This window comes from Paenibacillus sp. GXUN7292 (assembly GCF_050864975.1).
In the GTDB taxonomy this organism is placed as follows: Bacteria; Bacillota; Bacilli; order Paenibacillales; family Paenibacillaceae; genus Pristimantibacillus.
On record NZ_JBOZWO010000009.1, the window covers coordinates 131,925 to 150,325 of the forward strand.

General features: G+C 45.1%; 8 protein-coding genes. 2 read left to right on the forward strand and 6 right to left on the reverse strand.

Features of this window, described 5'->3' with window-relative positions; genetic code table 11:
• Positions 1-3: 3 nt before the first annotated feature.
• Positions 4-3,303: an SNF2 helicase associated domain-containing protein gene (locus ACRRU2_RS10430; RefSeq protein WP_432501359.1), complete on the forward strand. Its 3,300-nt coding sequence runs from the start codon at positions 4-6 to the stop codon at positions 3,301-3,303.
• An 817-nt stretch (positions 3,304-4,120) separates the two neighbouring features.
• Here ACRRU2_RS10430 and ACRRU2_RS10435 read toward each other — a convergent pair.
• The 4 genes from ACRRU2_RS10435 to ACRRU2_RS10450 form a co-directional block, all read right to left on the reverse strand.
• The gene (locus ACRRU2_RS10435; protein WP_432501361.1) at positions 4,121-9,301 is read right to left on the reverse strand and encodes a chitinase N-terminal domain-containing protein; all 5,181 of its coding nucleotides are present in this window, start codon (positions 9,299-9,301) and stop codon (positions 4,121-4,123) included.
• A 157-nt stretch (positions 9,302-9,458) separates the two neighbouring features.
• A complete protein-coding gene (locus ACRRU2_RS10440; protein ID WP_432501363.1) occupies positions 9,459-11,102 on the reverse strand; it encodes an extracellular solute-binding protein in 1,644 nt (547 codons plus the stop codon).
• A 128-nt stretch (positions 11,103-11,230) separates the two neighbouring features.
• Complete coding sequence (locus tag ACRRU2_RS10445; protein WP_432501365.1) at positions 11,231-12,121, reverse strand: carbohydrate ABC transporter permease; 891 nt, start codon at positions 12,119-12,121, stop codon at positions 11,231-11,233.
• A 12-nt stretch (positions 12,122-12,133) separates the two neighbouring features.
• The gene (locus ACRRU2_RS10450) at positions 12,134-13,099 is read right to left on the reverse strand and encodes an ABC transporter permease (protein WP_331699720.1); all 966 of its coding nucleotides are present in this window, start codon (positions 13,097-13,099) and stop codon (positions 12,134-12,136) included.
• 241 nt (positions 13,100-13,340) lie between these two features.
• On the opposite strand from ACRRU2_RS10450, the gene ACRRU2_RS10455 reads away from it, so the two are divergent.
• On the forward strand, positions 13,341-15,692 hold the full coding sequence (locus ACRRU2_RS10455; protein ID WP_432501369.1) for a helix-turn-helix domain-containing protein: 2,352 nt from the start codon (positions 13,341-13,343) through the stop codon (positions 15,690-15,692).
• An 83-nt stretch (positions 15,693-15,775) separates the two neighbouring features.
• Here ACRRU2_RS10455 and ACRRU2_RS10460 read toward each other — a convergent pair whose 3' ends face one another.
• Both ACRRU2_RS10460 and ACRRU2_RS10465 read right to left on the reverse strand, forming a co-directional pair.
• The gene (locus ACRRU2_RS10460; RefSeq protein WP_432501371.1) at positions 15,776-17,161 is read right to left on the reverse strand and encodes a Glu/Leu/Phe/Val family dehydrogenase; all 1,386 of its coding nucleotides are present in this window, start codon (positions 17,159-17,161) and stop codon (positions 15,776-15,778) included.
• A gap of 47 nt (positions 17,162-17,208) precedes the next feature.
• The gene (locus ACRRU2_RS10465; protein ID WP_432501373.1) at positions 17,209-18,393 is read right to left on the reverse strand and encodes a DegT/DnrJ/EryC1/StrS family aminotransferase; all 1,185 of its coding nucleotides are present in this window, start codon (positions 18,391-18,393) and stop codon (positions 17,209-17,211) included.
• Positions 18,394-18,401 lie beyond the last annotated feature (8 nt).

An 18,401-nucleotide genomic window follows, 5' to 3' on the forward strand; every position in this document is an offset into this window, starting at 1 on the left:
TACATGAAAAATAATGTTCTTACCTTGCTGTCAATTGACAAGCTTAGCGGACAAGCTGTTTATGAACAAGGCCTGTCATACGTAAAGGCTGAGCGTGTGGAATGGTTAATATTTGATGCAGAGAATTCACATTATGAAGCGACCATACACAGCAAACGCAAGGAATTTGTAGTCATTGATATAGATTCGCAGGATCGGATCGAAGCTTCCTGCTTTTGCACTATTCATAAAGACTCCTATTGTGAGCATATTGTTGCTGGAATTCTGTCTTTGCGGCAAATGATTTTTGGCGATCATAACGATGACAGCATGAGCACTATGTCTTTATCCACTGAAGTTCAAAAACATACGGCATTATCGGTCAATTCGCAGCGCACTTCAGCCAGTGAGGCATCTGAGCAGCTGCTGGCCATATTTCATGAGCAAAAGCTGCCGCCTGCCAGCAATTCCTATATTCATGATGCCAGAACAGAGCTGTCTGTTGAATATATTATAAAGCTGACAAGCAATGAGTCGGGGCGAACGATCATTATGCTGGAGCTCCGCATTGGGACTGCCAGATTATATGTCGCACAGCAGTTGAAGCTGCTGCTGCAGCGCATCGTACGAAAAGCCTCCTATGTATTTACAAGTCAATTCACCTATTTGCCAAAGCAGCATCGTTTTTCTGCTACAGACTTTGACATCATCGAGCAGCTAATTCAGCTTGCCCTGCAGGAGCAGCTTTACGAGGAGCCTCTTACGCGTCCAAGAAAAAGCAGTGAGCGGATGCTGTTTATCCCTCCGCTGGCATGGGAGCAGCTTATGCCTAAGCTGGAGGCGATCAAGCATGTCAGAGTGATCGATGAAACGAGAGGCAGCATGCAAACCGTATTCAACCGGCTGCTTCATTTTCAACAGCCGCTGCCTGTACATTTCCATTTTCAAGAGCACAGCAATCAGAAAAATGGTTACGAGCTTATAGCAGATGGTCTAAATGATCTTACTTTAATGCCAGATTACAGGCTCGCCTTTTCAGACGGAAGCTTAATTGATGTTGGAGAGCAGGAATGCAGCCTGCTTGCTCAGCTGCAGCAAGTAACGAAGCGTATAAATAGCACCGCTATTTTTATACCAGGCCATCATATGGAAACTTATATTGACCAAGTTATCCCATCACTAAAAAAGCTGGGCGAGGTACAGCTGGCCGACAGTATAGCTGATAAGGTCGTGCAATATCCGCTTAAAGCACGCATCTATTTGGATCGAGTCAAGGATCGGCTGCTCGTCGGGGTGGAGTTTCAATATGGGGATATTATTATTAATCCGCTGGCAGATAGAACGAGTGCTCGCGGAGCTGAGCGGATTCTTATTTATGATAACGAGAAAGAAGCACAAATAATAGGTCTGCTTGAGCACGATCACATTTTTCGCACAGAAGGCGGATTTATAATTGAGGATGAGGAAACCCAATTTATGATGCTCTATGAGCTTGTGCCAGAGCTTGAGCATTTGGCAGACATTTACGCCACAACGGCTGTTAAGGAAAGATTGTTCGCCGAGCAGCTTCACCCTATCGTCCATTTGAGCTTTAATGAGCGGACAGACTGGCTGGAATTCAAGCTGCAGCTTGACGGCATTTCCGAGCAGGAAATTCGCGAGCTGGTTAAAGCAATTGAAGTACAGCGGCGCTACTTTAAATTAAGCAATGGCTCCTTAATTCCAATGCGCGGAAGCGGGTTTGAGCGGCTAATCAAGCTTATGAATGAAATTGGCTTGCACCATATCGCATGGGATGGCGCGGCTGGACATGCTCCTGCGGTGCGTGCCTTGTCGCTATTGCAATTTCCGGACGATATCGGTTCATCCTTCAAGCTGAGCCGCGCCTTGCGCGAGCGGCTGGATAATATTAAGCATCCGGATCAATTAAACTTTCCTATTCCGCCTTCGCTAGACCCGATTTTGAGAGGCTATCAGAAATTTGGCTATCAATGGATGCGCACGCTAGCTTATTACGGCTGTGGTGGAATACTCGCGGATGATATGGGATTAGGAAAAACGCTGCAAAGCATTGCCTTCCTGCTGTCCATGCTTGATGAGATTCGCGGAAAGCAGCCTGCTTTGATCGTCGCCCCTGCATCGCTGACCTACAACTGGTTAAATGAGCTGGCCAAATTTGCACCCGAGATAAAAGCCACTGTAGTTGACGGCACCTATGCAAAGCGTAAGCAAATGATTGCCAATAAACAGAAGATGGATGTTCTAATTACATCTTACCCTATGCTGCGGCAGGATATCGAGCATTACAAAAAGCATCATTTTCATACCTTGCTGTTAGACGAAGCGCAATTTTTCAAAAATGAAACTACGCAAACCGCCCTTGCTGTTAAAGCTCTAGCAGCCAAGCATAAATTCGCTTTGACAGGAACGCCGATTGAAAATCGGATCGAAGATTTGCGTTCTATCTTTCATGCAGTATTTCCAGAGCTTTTCGATGATAGGGACATATTCCGTTACATGCCTCACGAATTAATCGCGAAGCGTTCGGCACCTTTCCTATTGCGAAGATTGAAGAGCGATGTCGCGCGCGAGCTGCCGCCCAAAATTGAAACAACCCAAGCAAGCGAGCTGCTGGCAGATCAGAAAAAATTGTACCTTGCTTATTTAGCAAAGCTTCGCCAGGATACATTAAAGCATCTGGACCAGGATACCTTTGGCAAAGAGCGCATAAAAATTTTAGCCGGCCTGACTCGGCTAAGGCAGCTCTGCTGCCACCCTGCTCTATTCGTTGACGGCTACACTGGCGGATCGAGCAAGCTGCTGCAGCTGTTTCAAATTATTGAAGAATGCCGCAGCTCAGGCAAGCGAATGCTTATTTTTTCCCAGTTTACAGAAATGCTCAGCATCATTGCCCGCGAGCTTGGCTATATGGGTGTACCTTACTTTTATCTCGATGGCGCTACACCTGCACGCGATAGGCTTGCGCTATGCGAAGCCTTCAACCAGGGCGAGAAGGATATCTTCCTTATCTCCTTAAAGGCTGGCGGTACGGGACTGAACCTGACCGGCGCTGATACCGTTGTTCTGTATGATCTATGGTGGAACCCTGCTGTCGAGGATCAGGCTGCTGATCGTGCGCACCGGATTGGGCAGAAAAAGGTTGTTCAAGTAATTAGACTTATTGCGCAAGGAACAATCGAAGAAAAAATGCTCCAGCTTCAGCAGCGCAAAAAAAATCTGATCGATGCCATTATACAGCCTGATCAGCACGCCGCCGCCACTTTGACCGAGCAGGACATTAGGGAATTGCTTGCCATTGAATAATGGCAAGCTCTTGATTTCGCGTTTGAAGGCGCGGGTCGGAATCAAATCGCGCGGTGAGTCACAAATAGACGTTGAAGAAACTACCAAATGCGAGCACTAAATGTATTTTGTGCATCTAGTTTCTCCTTTTTCGCTGAAAAAAGGAATCTAAATACATTTCCTGCATCTAGTTTGATCAAAAACCGCTGTATTTTGCAAAATGCTCAAAACTAACTGTAGTTTTTCCCCTTAGAATCGAAAATTAGCTAAATTTCTTAAAACTAACTATATGAAATGCACTTAGTTTAAAAGTATGCGTAGTTAGCTATGCAGCAACAAGAAGATCGAAATGAGATAGCCAAGAAAAACGGGCTGCATCCATCCGATATCTGACGTACTTGTTGGAGCAGTTGCCGCAGCCTTGCCGATTTACCATACTCCACTCTTACTATAGAATGAATGACAGTGCGAACCTCCGAATGAAATGTCAATATGAGACTGTCGATTAATTGTGGGCAACTATTGATAAGCAATGAGAAAGGGGAAACGGAGAGCAAGAATGGGAATGGAGAAGCGCTAGCGTCCGCCTTTGTAGGCTAATTTTTTCCTTTACAGGGGTTATTTATTCATAAAAATTAGACTACAACAGCGGTCGGAATCCCAATCTTGATCGCAGTGGCCCCCCTTTCTATTACTTGTTGCAACTATCCACAATTAATCGACAGTCTCAATATAATCGTTATATGATATTTGAGCAAAAAGAAAAACGCCTGATGGCGTTCCTCTTAAAAAACATAGTATATCCACGAGGGAGGGACTGTCCCTATTGATATAGTCGTTACCGGACAACTGTTACGCTTAATACAGCGCTGGAAGTGACGCCTGCCTCATTGAGAAGCTCGACGCGATACACGTATGTGCCGACCGGCTTACCGCTGATCTGTATCCGTGCAGTCTGAGCTCCTGGTGTTGCTGCGGTTAACGGCTGTTCGTCTATGAGCACACCGTTCTCATATAGACGATACGCGGTTCCGTTCGTTCCCCACCACATATTCATCGTTACAGCGAAGCTGCCATCACCGTCCCAGTTGTCATGAAATAGGACTGGCGTACCCGGAGTTGCGTCAGTCACGGTGACAATAAGCGGATTACTTGTTGTAACACCGTAACCATTAATTAACTCTGCACGATACGTATAAACGCCGTTTGCACGACCGCTAATGGCTGTTGCTGTTGTTTGCGTTGTCGGCGAATGGTCGATTATCACATTCGTCTCAATCAGTACATCATTCTCATACAGACGATAAACGGAACCATTATTCCCCCACCACATATTCATCGCTACAGTGTAGTCGCCATCGCGCAAGCCAGTATCATGACCGTTGTTGTGAGACAAGATTGGTTTGCCCGGCGCGGCGGTACTCGCCGCCGTACCAACAACTTGAATCTCCAACGGTTCTGCCGCAAGTTCGCCATAGGTTGCGCCAATAATCGTCGTGCCTGCCGCTTTGTACAAGATCACACCGCCGGCAAGCACTTCGGCTACGGAGTTGTCCGAGCTTGTGTATGATGCCAGAGCTGTAACATCTGCCGATCCACTAATAGGATCAACAACCGTTACGCTTAGTCGACCAGCTGTGCCGGTGCTAGCCTGTGACACAGAGCCATTAACTGTCAGCGATGCCTGCGTGGACTCACTGCCGCCTTCCCGGATATATGATAACGGTATATAGAACACATCCCCCGGTGCGATATCGTATACAAACCCTTTACTGAAGTCGTGATCGTCGACGTAGCGGTGGATAAGTGTACTGTTGCCCAAATGTAAAATATATTGCCCTGTACCGATAGAATCGACGCTCTTAATTTCATAAACAGCATTTCTCCCGGACTGATTCGCCACATGAATATAGCGACCAATCCATTGTTCTAGCATGTGTTCAGATGTGCTTTGAGCGGTTGTTTGAATCGTAATTTGATTGTCGTCTGTTAAAATTCTGGTGAAATCAACAATCGTTCCTTCTACACGATCCGTCACTTTCGCGATTAACGGATTATCTGTGTAACCGAGCGTTACACCATCGTTCAGATAAGCTTGTGCTTCTTTTCCACTTTGCTCTATATAGGTTCCAAAATAGCCCTGGAATGCAATACGATCATCTACTACGTACAATTTGTTGCGGTCCATCGCTTGGATGATCCAATCCGTTCGCTCCCCGATCACTACTTTAATAGCGACAGCTTCCTCATCAGAAACGATTTGACCATTGTAGGTTACGGATACTTTCTCGATCTCATCTATAAATGGTGTGCCAACATACGGCTGAATAACCGAAGCGAAAACAGAATGAATATCGGAACCTTTGCGCTCTGCCATCATGTAGCGCAACTCTCCTGGATTTTGACCAGTGACTGGTGGAATACCTGTTGCCAGTGCTACACTGCTTACATCGTTCAGCATGGTTAGTTTCATGTGAACTTCTTTGTTGTTGATTCCATTATTCTTCATTGTCCAGTCGACACTGAATGGTTGCGTCACAGATTCATCTTTCTCGACATCTTTCAAATAGTGAAATCCACTGCCCATATACCCGGTGCCTGGAACACTATCATTTGCGGGACGAACGCCGTACTCTACATCGGGACCTGCAAGCGTTCCTGTAGGCTGACTGATCAGTTGCAAGCCATCTGTGGCAACCGTGCCTTCTCCGCCATGAAAGCTGTAGTGATGTTCATCACCGCCTGCAATTCGGAAAAGATCGACCATATAAGATCGGCTGTCATCTACATGAATCATAGCTGCAGTTCGACGATATTGCGATGTTTGGTCATAAGCGTCTGATGCGTCCACATCGATTAATTGTATCGGACCATTTCCTTCAAAATGTAGTGGTGTAGCTCCCCAAAGTGCTTTCTGCCGCGAGCGGTCTACTAGTACTGTATTGTGGCTGACCGTATGACTGCTCCATTCTATGCGGCTTGGCCAAGCTCCGGTGCGCTCTGGATAACCAAGATCGGGCGCTAAATCATAGCCATAGGCGAGAACACCTAGATTCAAAGAATCGGCATGTGCATGTGATGATCCGGACCTCCCATAATACATGAACAATTCCCGAATTTCATTTCCGAATGTATTTGCCAGTTCCATCTGTTGACGGCTGCTTTCATCAATCAAACTAATACTAATTGCTCCAAACTTATAGGAGCTTCCATTGCCTGAGCCTGCTGAGCGGAAAGTAAGTTTATGCTTGCCAGGGGTGATGTTCAAATCTTTTGCAAGTGTGACCGATGGTGAGTTGGCGGCCAGCGTTCCAGTAAAAGAATGCGTCGCTATCTTCACATCGTCATAATAGATATCATAATCGCCATAACTGGCCGCGGTGAATGGCCGCAGATCCAAATCAAATACGCCGTGCTTTTCAACATTAAATTCGAAGGAGATCGCAGACTGAGCGTTGATCGCTTCGAATTGCAGCGTACTGGAAGCAGGGAAATATTTCGTGGAGGTTCCTTCCGATAATTCGATAATTCTCATGTCGGTAAAGAAAATTGGATTGATCGCAGCCATCGTATAGTTTTGTCCGGCTCTCAGCACACTGAAACCATAGCCCGTCAAATGATTGCTTTGCGGCTTGAATGTACCATATTGTGCGATCACATCGGCAATGTCGTTTGTAAGTTGACTTGGATCAGCATCAAAAATATCGCCTCTGATGCCACCAATCGTTCTTCCATTCAATTGGTAGGCCAATTGTGCATAGATTGGGTCACCATATATTTTGAAAGCATCTACAAAATCAATAGCTTTCGTAATAATGCCGCCATTCCCTGTGCCGCCAGAGTCACCGATATGAGCTGTAAATTGGTCTGATAAAGTTAAAGGGTAGTAGGCATCGAACATCTTCTTGAATTTAGGATGTTGGTACAAATCGGCAGCCGGATATTTATCATATCCTTGCAGTACATCAGCTACTTGTTTGAATTGATCGAACCAAAGCCTATTATAGAGCGGGGCTGTTTCATCTCCATGACCATCCCGATCCACCTTGCTGACTAATAACGGCAAGATGTTTCCGCCAGTGATTTTATGTTCGCTGGATACATAGGAGCCTGCCTGGAAATTAAAGTCCAGCCACTCCTTGGTTTCAGGGAAGGTATCATAAACAACAGCTGCAAGTGCCAATGTTAATTGATGCATACCTTCATTACCGCGGATCAGGTCATTCTGAATCGCCGGATAAATTTGCTTCAAGATTCCGTCTTCAATGTTTTTGCGAATAGCTGCAGCGGAATTTTTTGGTGTCAAGCTGCTTGTGCTATTGGCCTTGTTCTGCAAAAAGGCTAGAGCGCCTGGATGATCCATTGCCGGGAAAAAAGCATCGTATGCCCGAATCCAATCCTGAACCATCAAACTTTCCCAAATTGAACCGACGACTTTTCCTCTGCCGCCAGTGCCGCCGTCAGAATTCAAATAACCTTGCGCCGGCTTATAAATGCGCAAATCCATATCCGGATAAAGATCAGCAATGCGATCCAGAATTACAATTCCAGTAGCAGCATACTTTTCATCGCCTGTAAACAAATACGCATCGCGAAGACTTTGAAGCGCCTTGGGAAGCAGTGCATTAGCACCATACCAGATCGCCCAATGATTATAATACGCTATGAAAGTAAAACGATTTCCACTAGCGTCCACCCATCCCGAACCATCATCGATCCCCCAGTCCGCCGGTTTGCCGGGACAAGAAGTATTCGTCAGCAGTGATGCATTCGCAGTTGATTTCACGAATACGCCATCCACTAAACCACTTTCATAATACGCGCCAAAATCATTACATGGATACCACATGTCATTTGTAGGATCCTGGATTTTCCATGGGTGATTAATAGGATCCAACCGATAAGGATAATTCCCGAATTGATTAATCGCAGTGCCAGTTACCGGACTTCCTTTTACCTGATTGACCGCGTAACCCCGTGGAATGGACTGCGGAGTAATCAAACTCCACCAGAAATCGAGGCCCAATACTTCATAGCTGTCAGCGAGAGTGACCGCATTGTCGCGCTCATATCTCGCCCAATCGTATAGTTCAATATTATGGCGGGCATTCGCTATCTTTTCGTCTGTATAGATGGTCGAACGTTGCTTGCTGCTCTGTATATTCGCGCTATCTAATATATTCAAATCAACGAAGGCGAGCCCCTCCCGCTCACCGTATGTGATCTTGACAGTAATGCGTGCTTCACCTTCTGTCAATGCTTCCAGTGACCAGCGTTGGTTCGGTAATGTTGACACAGCAATTACAGCATCATCTGAACTCGTAACGGTTACGGAGGCATTTTCCAATGGAAGAGTTGAGCCATCATTCATTACAGCTTCGATGGCGGGTTCCAGTTTTTGACCAATGTAGTAATCGGTTCTCCCGGTGCTGATCCTTGCCTCCAACAATGCCAAAGGCATGACTGCAATTCCAAAGTAAGCATCGTCAAAGTAAGCGGTTCCAACATTAGTGCTATTTGAATATAACAAAATGGTCGCATGCGTAGCATTAGCAGGCGCTTCAGAACTCACATTCATTTCCACCCAATTTTTATTCGAATTATTTCCTACAGATTTTGTACTAATTCTGGAACCGGAGGCATTCCAAAACTCCAGATATAGTGACGATTCACCGTTTATAATGTACACCATGACCGATGCCGTATAATCTTGTCCGGGAACAACGGAAACTTTGTCACTTCGCAATCCCACTGTTTGAACATCTGATTGGTCATCGATACGAACGCTATAAGAACCTCTATACACGTGGTCATTGGATGCCTCATAAGTTTCAGTCCCCATACTTGGTAACGAAAGTTTCCAGCCAGCTGGTTTATTGGACTCAACTATTTCGAAGTCTCCATTATCAAGCAAATTATTCCCAGCAGCAGCAACTGACGGTGGAGTGAAGTTTTGTCCAATAAATGGGAGTATCAAAATAAATGACAAAATTATAAGAACACTTTTACTAGCTTTCATCAATATTTACACTCCTTTAATTTAAATATAATAACATGATCAAATCTATACATTTTAAACTCCTAATCTAAGGAAGCGCTTTCAAATAAATGTAATTTAGAACTCCCGCATACTCTGGCATACGGGAGGTGTTAATTAGATACTGTAAGACTAGCCGTTATTCAAAATCTTTTAGTTCATATCCTGCTTTGCGAATTTGCTCGACATAGGCTTGGAATAACTTCCGCCCGCCATATCTTGTCATCAGATCTTCCCGATATTGCGGCCAGTTACTTCCTGATTTATCATCAAACAGCATCTTCTGGTGGTACTCGTACATCTTCGTACGGAAGTCCGCCAGATTAAAGCCTGCTGGTGGGCTTGTGTTTACTCCCTTATAGTAAGTGTCATGAAGGTAAGTGGAGATCGTTGCAACAATTTCCCGATCACGATCGCTCATGCTTGGCTCGATTATTTCCAAGCCTAACACATTCGCTTCGTCCGGAGTAAAGAATTGATATACGTCAAGGAAATTTCCTTTATCGACAATATCTTTTTGATAAGCGTCCTCATTCAATGTAATCTTGTTTCCATCACGCGTGTAATGTTTTCCTTCCAGACCATAATGCGTCATCAAAAAACCTTCTTCGCTTGCCAGCCAATCCAATATTTCAATACTGCGCTTTACTTTCTCCGGTGATGTGTCCGCTGCAGTTTTGGCGAATAGAAACGCGGATGCTGCTACTCCTTCTCTCCATTGCGGTTTTTCAGGAATAGGGTTGAACGGCACCCATTCTGCCCCAGGAATGATCGACTTTGTTTTTGCTTGCAGACCTGTGGGATTGGAATCGAAAGCGAAATTTCTGTCGACTCCGACTACAACGCCTATTTTCCCTTGTGCAGCTTTGTCGATATGAGCCATGCCTTTGTTCAGGAACCAGTCAGGATCAACAATGCCAGCGTCCAACCACTCCAATACTTCATCGACTACTTTTCCTGCCAATGGGTCAGAACCATTATCATGATACATATGATCTTGTTCACCTACCACCGTAGCCTGGAATAATCCATTATTATACCACTGCGGGAAATCCCACGGCATGCCATTGCCTCCGGCGGATACGGAAAAGCCGTAAGTATCGTTCTTCTTGTTGCCATCAGGGTCATTGAATGTAAAGGCTTTCAATACATTGGTTAATTCATCATAGGAGGTTGGTATTTCGAGATTTAAGTTATCCAGCCAGTCTTTACGAATATAGTAGGAACGGTAGATGCTTCTCGCGAATGGCAGCGGTGCTCTGGCGAATACATCTTCAATCGCATAACGTTCCAATTCTTCTAAAGTAACCCACTTGAAGTAATTCGGCATCGTTTCGGGAGAAACAAACGGTGTCATATCTGCAGTCAAGCCTTGCAAAATATACTCTTGTGATGTACGTCCGTCAGTAGTGAACATGTCCGGCACATCTTTACTCGCCAGCAGCAGATTTAGTTTTTTCTTATAATCTTCTCCTACAGGCATGTAGTTCATATTTAGTGTCACATTGAATCGTTCCTCAATGGCTTGCTTGACAAAATCATCACTTGCGTTAGGCAAGTTACTGGTCGCTTGGTTTACAAACGTAAACCATTCCAATGTTAAATGCTCTTTCTTTTCTTCCTTGTTTTGTTCTTGACTTGGCGCCGTGCTAGCAGGAGCGCTGGCGCTAGGTGTCCCGCCTTCTGTACCCTTATCTTCCGGTTTTCCCGTGCTTGAACAAGCGCTTAGCAACATGGCAAGCGTCATGCCAGCCAATAACATCGTTTTCCATTTGTTTCTCATTGTTTTGCCTCCCTCTTGTCGATGAACACCTATCTCATATTATCGCACTTGCTGCATTGCTTGTCTCGTTTAGGCCTCACCTCCTTAACGTCATGGCAATCGCCATTCCGATATAAATCTGGTAATCATTAGCCCTTCACAGAACCTAACAAGAAGCCTTTTACGAAGTATTTCTGCAAGAAAGGATATACGGCAATAACAGGTATGATAGTGACGACTACTGCCGCCATTTTCATCGTTTCCGGTGGCAGCTGCTGTATCATGGCAGGATTTTGCACCAGCAGCTCCTGACTGACGTTTTGGGCTTGCAGCATATTTCTCAATACAACTTGAATGGGCTGCAAATCTCGATTATTGATGTACATAATTCCGGCGAAATACGTATTCCAGTGATTTACACCGTAGAATAGCCCTAGCGTTGCCATAATTGGCTTGGAGAGCGGCAAAATGATGAGCATCAGTGTGGAAAATTCATTGCTGCCATCAACTTTGGCGGCTTCCTCCAGATCCTCCGGCAAGTTCTCAAAGAACGTCTTCATAATGAGTACATTAAAGGCGCTTACAAGTCCCGGAATGAGCAGTGCCCAAATCGTGTTCAGCAAGCCTGTTGCGCTTACCGTCAAATACAAGGGAATTAATCCGCCTGAAAATAACATGGTGAACACAATCATGAATAAAATCGTATTTTTTCCCGGCAATTGTTTCCGTGACAGGGGAAAAGCAGTGAGTGCGGATACAAACAAATTCATCGCTGTGCCCACAATCGTAATAATAACGGTAATTTTCAAAGCTTGAGGAAGCACCTTGCTGGCGAATATCGCGGCAAAGCCTTCGAAAGTGATTTTCGTAGGAAACAGAACAAATCCGCCTTTTTGCAATACAACTTCGATGGGTGTGACGGACATCACAAACACATAATAGATTGGGAGTAATGTAGCCAGTCCGAATAAAGTTAGAAATATATACAAGATCGTATCTATAACGCGATCACTTTTTGTTTTATGAAGTACGAATGACATGTTACTCCTCCTCTACCATACTCCTGAACCGCTTGTTCGCTTGGCCAGTTTATTTGCTCCAATAACGAGAATCAAGCCAATCATTCCCTTGAACAAGCCGACGGCTGTGGCGAGACTGAATTCCAGATTTTCCAACCCTCGCCGGAATACCCAAGTATCAATGATATCTCCGGTTTCATATACTCTTGCATTAAGGAAGATATAGACTTGTTCGAATCCGGCATCCATAATATGGCCGATTCGGATGATGAGCAGCAGAATGAATACATTGCGGATTCCCGGCAGCGTAACATGCCAGATTTGCCGTGAGCGGCTTGCCCCATCCACAGCGGCTGCTTCATACAGATGGGGATCGATAGCCGCCAGAGAAGCAAGATAAATAATGGCGCCGTAGCCAGTGTTCTTCCATAAATCGGTGGATACCAGAATGGTTCGGAAATATTCTTTGGTCGTCAGAAAATCAATGACTTGCCCACCGCTTTGTGTAATCCAGTTGTTAATTAGTCCAGAGCCGGGAGCCATGAAAGCGAATGCCAAGGCGTATACAATTACCCATGACAAAAAGTGCGGACCATACGAAATCGTTTGCACAGTCCTCTTGAACCATTGCACGCGAACTTCGTTAAGTATAATGGCGAATGCCACGTCGGGCAGCATGCCGAAGATAATACGGTAAAAACTCAATATGAGGGTGTTTTTGATCGTCCGATATATTTCAGGCGTGGAGAAGATCGTTTCGAAATGTTTGAAGCCGACCCATGAACTCCCCCAAATTCCTTTCAGCAGGTTGTAATCTTTAAAAGCAATTAATGCTCCGCCCATCGGCAAATAATGATAGATAATAAAATATAACACTCCAGGTAACAGCATTACGTAGTACCAGCGATGGCGGTAAACCGTCTTCATCAGTCTACTTCTCTTCGAAAGACTGGATTTGCCCGGCGCAGTAGTGGCTGGCGGCGCAGTTGGGTTGGACATAGGCGTGCTAACTCCTCTCTTTATAAGTGGTTGCAGAATTCAGATTAATCGAGTACGAACTTTCCGTATAGGCAAAAAAAACGTTATTTTATCTCAATTACAGGTTTAAAATTAGTGAATTAGTCCGTTTTGAACAATTGTACTCAAAAAATATTGACACTTATGCGACCTGTACCCGACAATAAAACATACATTGCACAAGAGCTGGTGTACATTCTACAGAGTAGAGGATGATAGAGAAATGAGAAAACGCTATCTTCATGGTCTGTTTATTCAAATCACTTTGTTCACTACCATTATTGTGCTGATTTTAACGTTGTTTCTTTATTTTAATTTTCGCAATATCCAATTGGAGCTGCTCAACTCTTCCAATGAAAAGTTAATGAATCAAGTATTTGAACATGCCATGCAAGTGAACGACTATGTCAATAATTACGCCTGGTATATGACGAATAGCCCGGAAGCAAAGCAGCTTATGTATGGAACAGACGTTACCTTGATGCAATCCTTGAATAATATCAAAGTTCTGGATGCATCCTTATCCAGCACGCCATTTCTTATCTCCGCCTATATCTACAATGGTGAGCAGGAAATGTACTATAACATCGGGCCTAATCCGATCATTCGTCAAGGCTCCTTCTATGATCAGGAAATCGAGCAGATGTTAGCGAATTCGCAATTTCAACCGCTTATACCGATTCCTAGAAAGATGCCGCATACAGAATGGGAACCACACAGACTTGTCCACACGTACACTTATATTTTGCCGCAGTATGCAGGCATGGGTGCGCGAATCAAAAATGCTGTCATTCTCAATGTGCGGGGGGATTGGCTCTTTAATACGTTATTGTCTTACGCGGAGTCGCCTTCCTTGAACGGGAACAATATGATGATTATCGATCCGATGGGCACAGTTATCGGACATTCTGATAATGATTTATTTTTGCAAAATTTATCAGATGAGCCGTATGTTCGAAACGTACTTTCATCCGGGCGGTCGTCGGGCTATTTCGTGGCAGATGTGGACGGGGTTCCGTCTGTTATTACTTATGCGACTTACGATGCTCCGGAGTGGACAATGATTAATATTACGCCGTATGCGTATGTGGCAAGTGCTATTCAAAAGGTTCGAACGATTACACTGACGATTACTTCTATTGTCCTGGCAATTGGTTTGCTTGCCACCTTCTTGCTGTCAAGAAGGCTGTATTCGCCTATCGACTCATTGCGGAAGCAGGCGGGCGTCCTAACAGGAGGTAAGGGGAATTTTACCTTGGCAGAAGGAAAGGCGGGCAATGAACTAGAGTATATTTCGCAAACATTGGCGACTACCCATCATAAGCTGGAATCATTGGAATCATTCAAGAAAGAGCATATGTTTCAAATCAATCAAATTTTTCTGAAGAAGCTGCTTTCAAACAACAACGCTGCCGCAGACAATGTGCAAGCAGATCAGTTCGAAGCGTTTAACGTACAACTGCTCCCTAATCAGCCTGTTATTGCTGTTTTATTGCGTTTGGATCGTTATCGCTTGTTTTGTGAGCGATACAACGAGACAGATCGTTCATTATTGAAATATGCGCTGGCGAATATATCCGTGGAGGTGTTTCGCCCGCATTTCACGGCTGATGCAGTAGATATGGGCGGGGATCATATTGTGGCGCTTCTTAATGTGAAGGAACAGGAAGGAGAAGGGAGCGGTGAGCTGCCGGGACAACTGGAAGGGCTAATACGGCAAATTCAACAGCAATACGAACAGTACGGCAGTCTATCCGTATCTGCCGCGATCGCTGGTCCAATAATCGATATTCATCAGCTGTCAGTCCTGTACGAACAAGTACTGTATATTTCCAATTACAGAATGGTGTACGGCTATAGCTGTCTGATCAAGCGAGAGGAAGTGGAGCAATTCACTCTGGAGGATCTGGATGTCGATGACACAGCAATCGCAGACTTGCTGGACGGCATTAAAACCGCAAACTGGATTATCATCGTACAGCACTTCAATTCCATTATGAGCCAGTTGTATAAATATCATTACAGCAATATGATGTTTTATCTGTCACTGCTTACCTCTTCTGTATTCCAGACGTTGAATGCGATCGAGCGCAACAGTTCTCTTCATTTTGAGATCGACTTTATTTCCTTCAGTAACAATATTCAGTCCCTAGAAACCTTGGAGGAGATTAAAGAAGAATATTTGGCATTGTTCAAGCAAATTACGGAGAAAATGCAGAAACAAAAGAACGAGAAGTCGGAACTGATCGTCTCCAATACAATGAAATATGTAGAGCTTCATTACGAGGATAAAAACTTATCACCTCATGCCATTGCCGATTATATTAATTTGACGTCTGCCTACTTGAACAAATTGTTTCGGGAGTATACCTCCATTTCATTGTCCAGTTATATTACGAATGTGCGCATGGATAAAGCGAAGCATCTGCTCTTGGAAAGCAGTTATAACGTAGATGAAATTATAGACATAGTCGGCTGGGAGAATAAAAAATATTTTTATACTGTATTCAAAAAAAGTCATGGCGTAACACCATCCGAGTACCGGCTAACCGCCAAGGTGAAGAATCTGGGGTGAACGTTGTTAACTTACAGAAAGGGGCTTCTCCAAGTCGTGAGATCGACTTTTGAGAAGCCCCTGTTCAATTATAAGTATATTTGCTAGAATAACTTTCCTTGACGGTATAACGCGGTAGACAGTCTCATTACGGCATGCTTATAGCAATGCTGCCGCAGCGTTAATCCGTCTGCGAAGAAGGCAGGCAGAATGCTGTGCAAAGTACCTTCCATCTTGCCGAATAGCAAGCTGTAGACTTGTTCCTCGCTGTAAAACTGTGTTTCGCGGTCTTGCAGCCATTCAAAGTAAGAGACGATAACACCGCCTGCATTGGCCAGAATATCAGGAATAACTATTATGTTCCGCTCAGCCAGTACCGCATCTGCTTTCCCGGTGATCGGCGCATTGGCTCCTTCAACAATGAAGCTTGCCCGCACAAAATCGACATTGTCCTCACGTACTTGATCCTGCAATGCCGCCAAGAATAAGATATCGACATCGAGATAGAGAACATCTTCGCGTTCCAAGATTTGTGCATTTACGCCAAGTGCGGCAAGTTCTTCGGCAGTTTTCGGCAAGTCGCCCCAATTCTTGGCTGTATATTGTTGCAGAACGGCAACGGGAAGTCCGTCGGGATGGTACAATGTCACATTGCGATCGCTTACGGCAACTACCTTGGAATCGATATAGGAACAACGATGCGCCTCAAAAGCAGCAACCGCACCGACATTGCCAAAGCCCTGCACTGCCACGGTCAACGGCCGGGGCTGATCGGCAAGCGCAAGCAGCGACTGGGCGAAGCGGTTGGCTGAGCCAGCAAGCCAATCGCGCTGATCATTCACGAAATGATGCAGCATATAACGGAAAGTGAAATAAACGCCTTTGCCGGTAGCTTCCCTGCGACCGAGTGATCCGCCGCTTACAATGCTTTTTCCTGTGAAGCTGCCCAAATACGGTCTGCCGGGATTGACACTCTTGTATTCCGCCATCATCCAGTCCATCTCGCGCTCGCCGCTGCCCATATCAGGAGCGGGAATATCTTTGTCCGGACCAAGAATATCGTTAAAGTATTGCACATACTTTTTGCAGATCAGATTTAGTTCTTTGTTCGTATAGTCATGCGGATTGATAATAATGCCGCCCTTGCCGCCGCCGAACGGAATATCATGAAGTGCGTTTTTTAATGTCATCAGAGCAGCCAGATTCGTTACTTCCGCTTCATTAACCGATTCGTGAAAGCGAACGCCACCTTTGTAAGGGCCGAGCGTGTCATTATGCTGAATGCGGTAGGCTGGAATACGCTTCAAATTGCCATTCTCCAGTGGAATGCGCAGGAATGCCTTGTGTACTTTGTTGGGAGTAGACAAGATGGCTGCGAGTGATTGAAAGACCTGTTTCCTATGGGCATCAGTAACATCCGGCAAGAAAGATGGCATATCGCTAAGTTCTTGCAACGAATGTCTTATAATTTCATCTGTTTGTGTTTCCATCAACGAGAATATCTCCTTACAGTTTAGATATAATCGATCATTAATAATTATTTAGTGCTAAGTACCTTTTTGACCGCGATAGCAATATCGTGCATATCCTTTTCTTCTGCCAGCAGCATGTTATGAGGCAGCCAATAAACTTCCTGTTCTGCACGTTCACTGTTCGGACAGGAATAGAGCCTGCTTTCGCCACTCCATTTCTGCGTGCTTTTAATGACTGCTTTATTCTTGTTAAGAGACACATAACCAGGTGATAAGGGGATGCCTTCTGCTAGCAGTTTTTGCAAAATGTCGGCCTTTTCTTGCTTGATTGCTACCGGATCGATTCTGAACATGTACAAATGATTGGCATGTCTGGTAATACGGGCATCTTTTGCCATAGTGCTGACACCATCAATATCTGCCAGAAGCTCGGTTAATAAACGGCTATTATGCTCCCGCTTGCGCATTTGTTCGTCGAGACGTGTCATTTGCGCCAGCAGGATGGCTGCCTGAAACTCTGTCATGCGCAAGTTCCAGCCGATTTCCTCATGCTGATACCAGCCGCCGCCCCGGATTCTGCCTACATTAGCCAGTGACCAGGCACGATCAGCGAGTGCTTCATTGTTGGTAACGATAATACCGCCTTCGCCAGCATTAATGTTCTTGCTCGATTGGAAACTGAATGTACCGAAATCTCCAAGCGCACCTACCGCAGTGCCATCCCATTGGGCGCCGACTGCTTGTGCAGCATCTTCAATTAACTTCAAATGATGCTTAGCGGCAATTTCCTTCAATCTGGTCATATTCGCCGGAGCGCCTGCAATGTGTACGGCTACGATAGCTTTGGTTCTAGGTGTGATTGCCGCTTCTACTTTCTCAGGATCAAGCAGCAGTGTATCCGGCTCCACATCGACAAATACCGGCAAGGCGCCGAACATAAGAGCAGATGTTGCAGTAGCGATAAAAGTGTATGGTGGCATAATAACTTCATCGCCTGATTCAATTCCGGCAGCCATTAATGCAATCGTAATCGCTACCGTACCGTTTACGATGGTGATTCCGTATTTGGCATCTTGCAGTGCAGCAAATTTATCCTCTAATTCCTGCAGTTTAATTCGCCCGGTTCCTCCCCATTTGCCGGAACGAACGACTTCCAGAATCAGTTTCTCCTCCAACTCGTCATAATAAGGCCATTCCGGAAACGGTTCTGTTCTGACGGGGGTGCCCCCGGCAATTGCTAATTTGCTCATATTCAATT

What these genes read in the sequence shown, in the direction of transcription:
- ACRRU2_RS10445 (WP_432501365.1), bottom strand. Translation starts at nt 12,121, where the DNA reads ATGTCATTCGTACTTCATAAAACAAAAAGTGATCGCGTTATAGATACG.
- ACRRU2_RS10435 (WP_432501361.1), bottom strand. Translation starts at nt 9,301, where the DNA reads ATGAAAGCTAGTAAAAGTGTTCTTATAATTTTGTCATTTATTTTGATA.
- ACRRU2_RS10430 (WP_432501359.1), top strand. Translation starts at nt 4, where the DNA reads ATGAAAAATAATGTTCTTACCTTGCTGTCAATTGACAAGCTTAGCGGA.
- ACRRU2_RS10450 (WP_331699720.1), bottom strand. Translation starts at nt 13,099, where the DNA reads ATGTCCAACCCAACTGCGCCGCCAGCCACTACTGCGCCGGGCAAATCC.
- ACRRU2_RS10465 (WP_432501373.1), bottom strand. Translation starts at nt 18,393, where the DNA reads ATGAGCAAATTAGCAATTGCCGGGGGCACCCCCGTCAGAACAGAACCG.
- ACRRU2_RS10455 (WP_432501369.1), top strand. Translation starts at nt 13,341, where the DNA reads ATGAGAAAACGCTATCTTCATGGTCTGTTTATTCAAATCACTTTGTTC.
- ACRRU2_RS10460 (WP_432501371.1), bottom strand. Translation starts at nt 17,161, where the DNA reads ATGGAAACACAAACAGATGAAATTATAAGACATTCGTTGCAAGAACTT.
- ACRRU2_RS10440 (WP_432501363.1), bottom strand. Translation starts at nt 11,102, where the DNA reads ATGAGAAACAAATGGAAAACGATGTTATTGGCTGGCATGACGCTTGCC.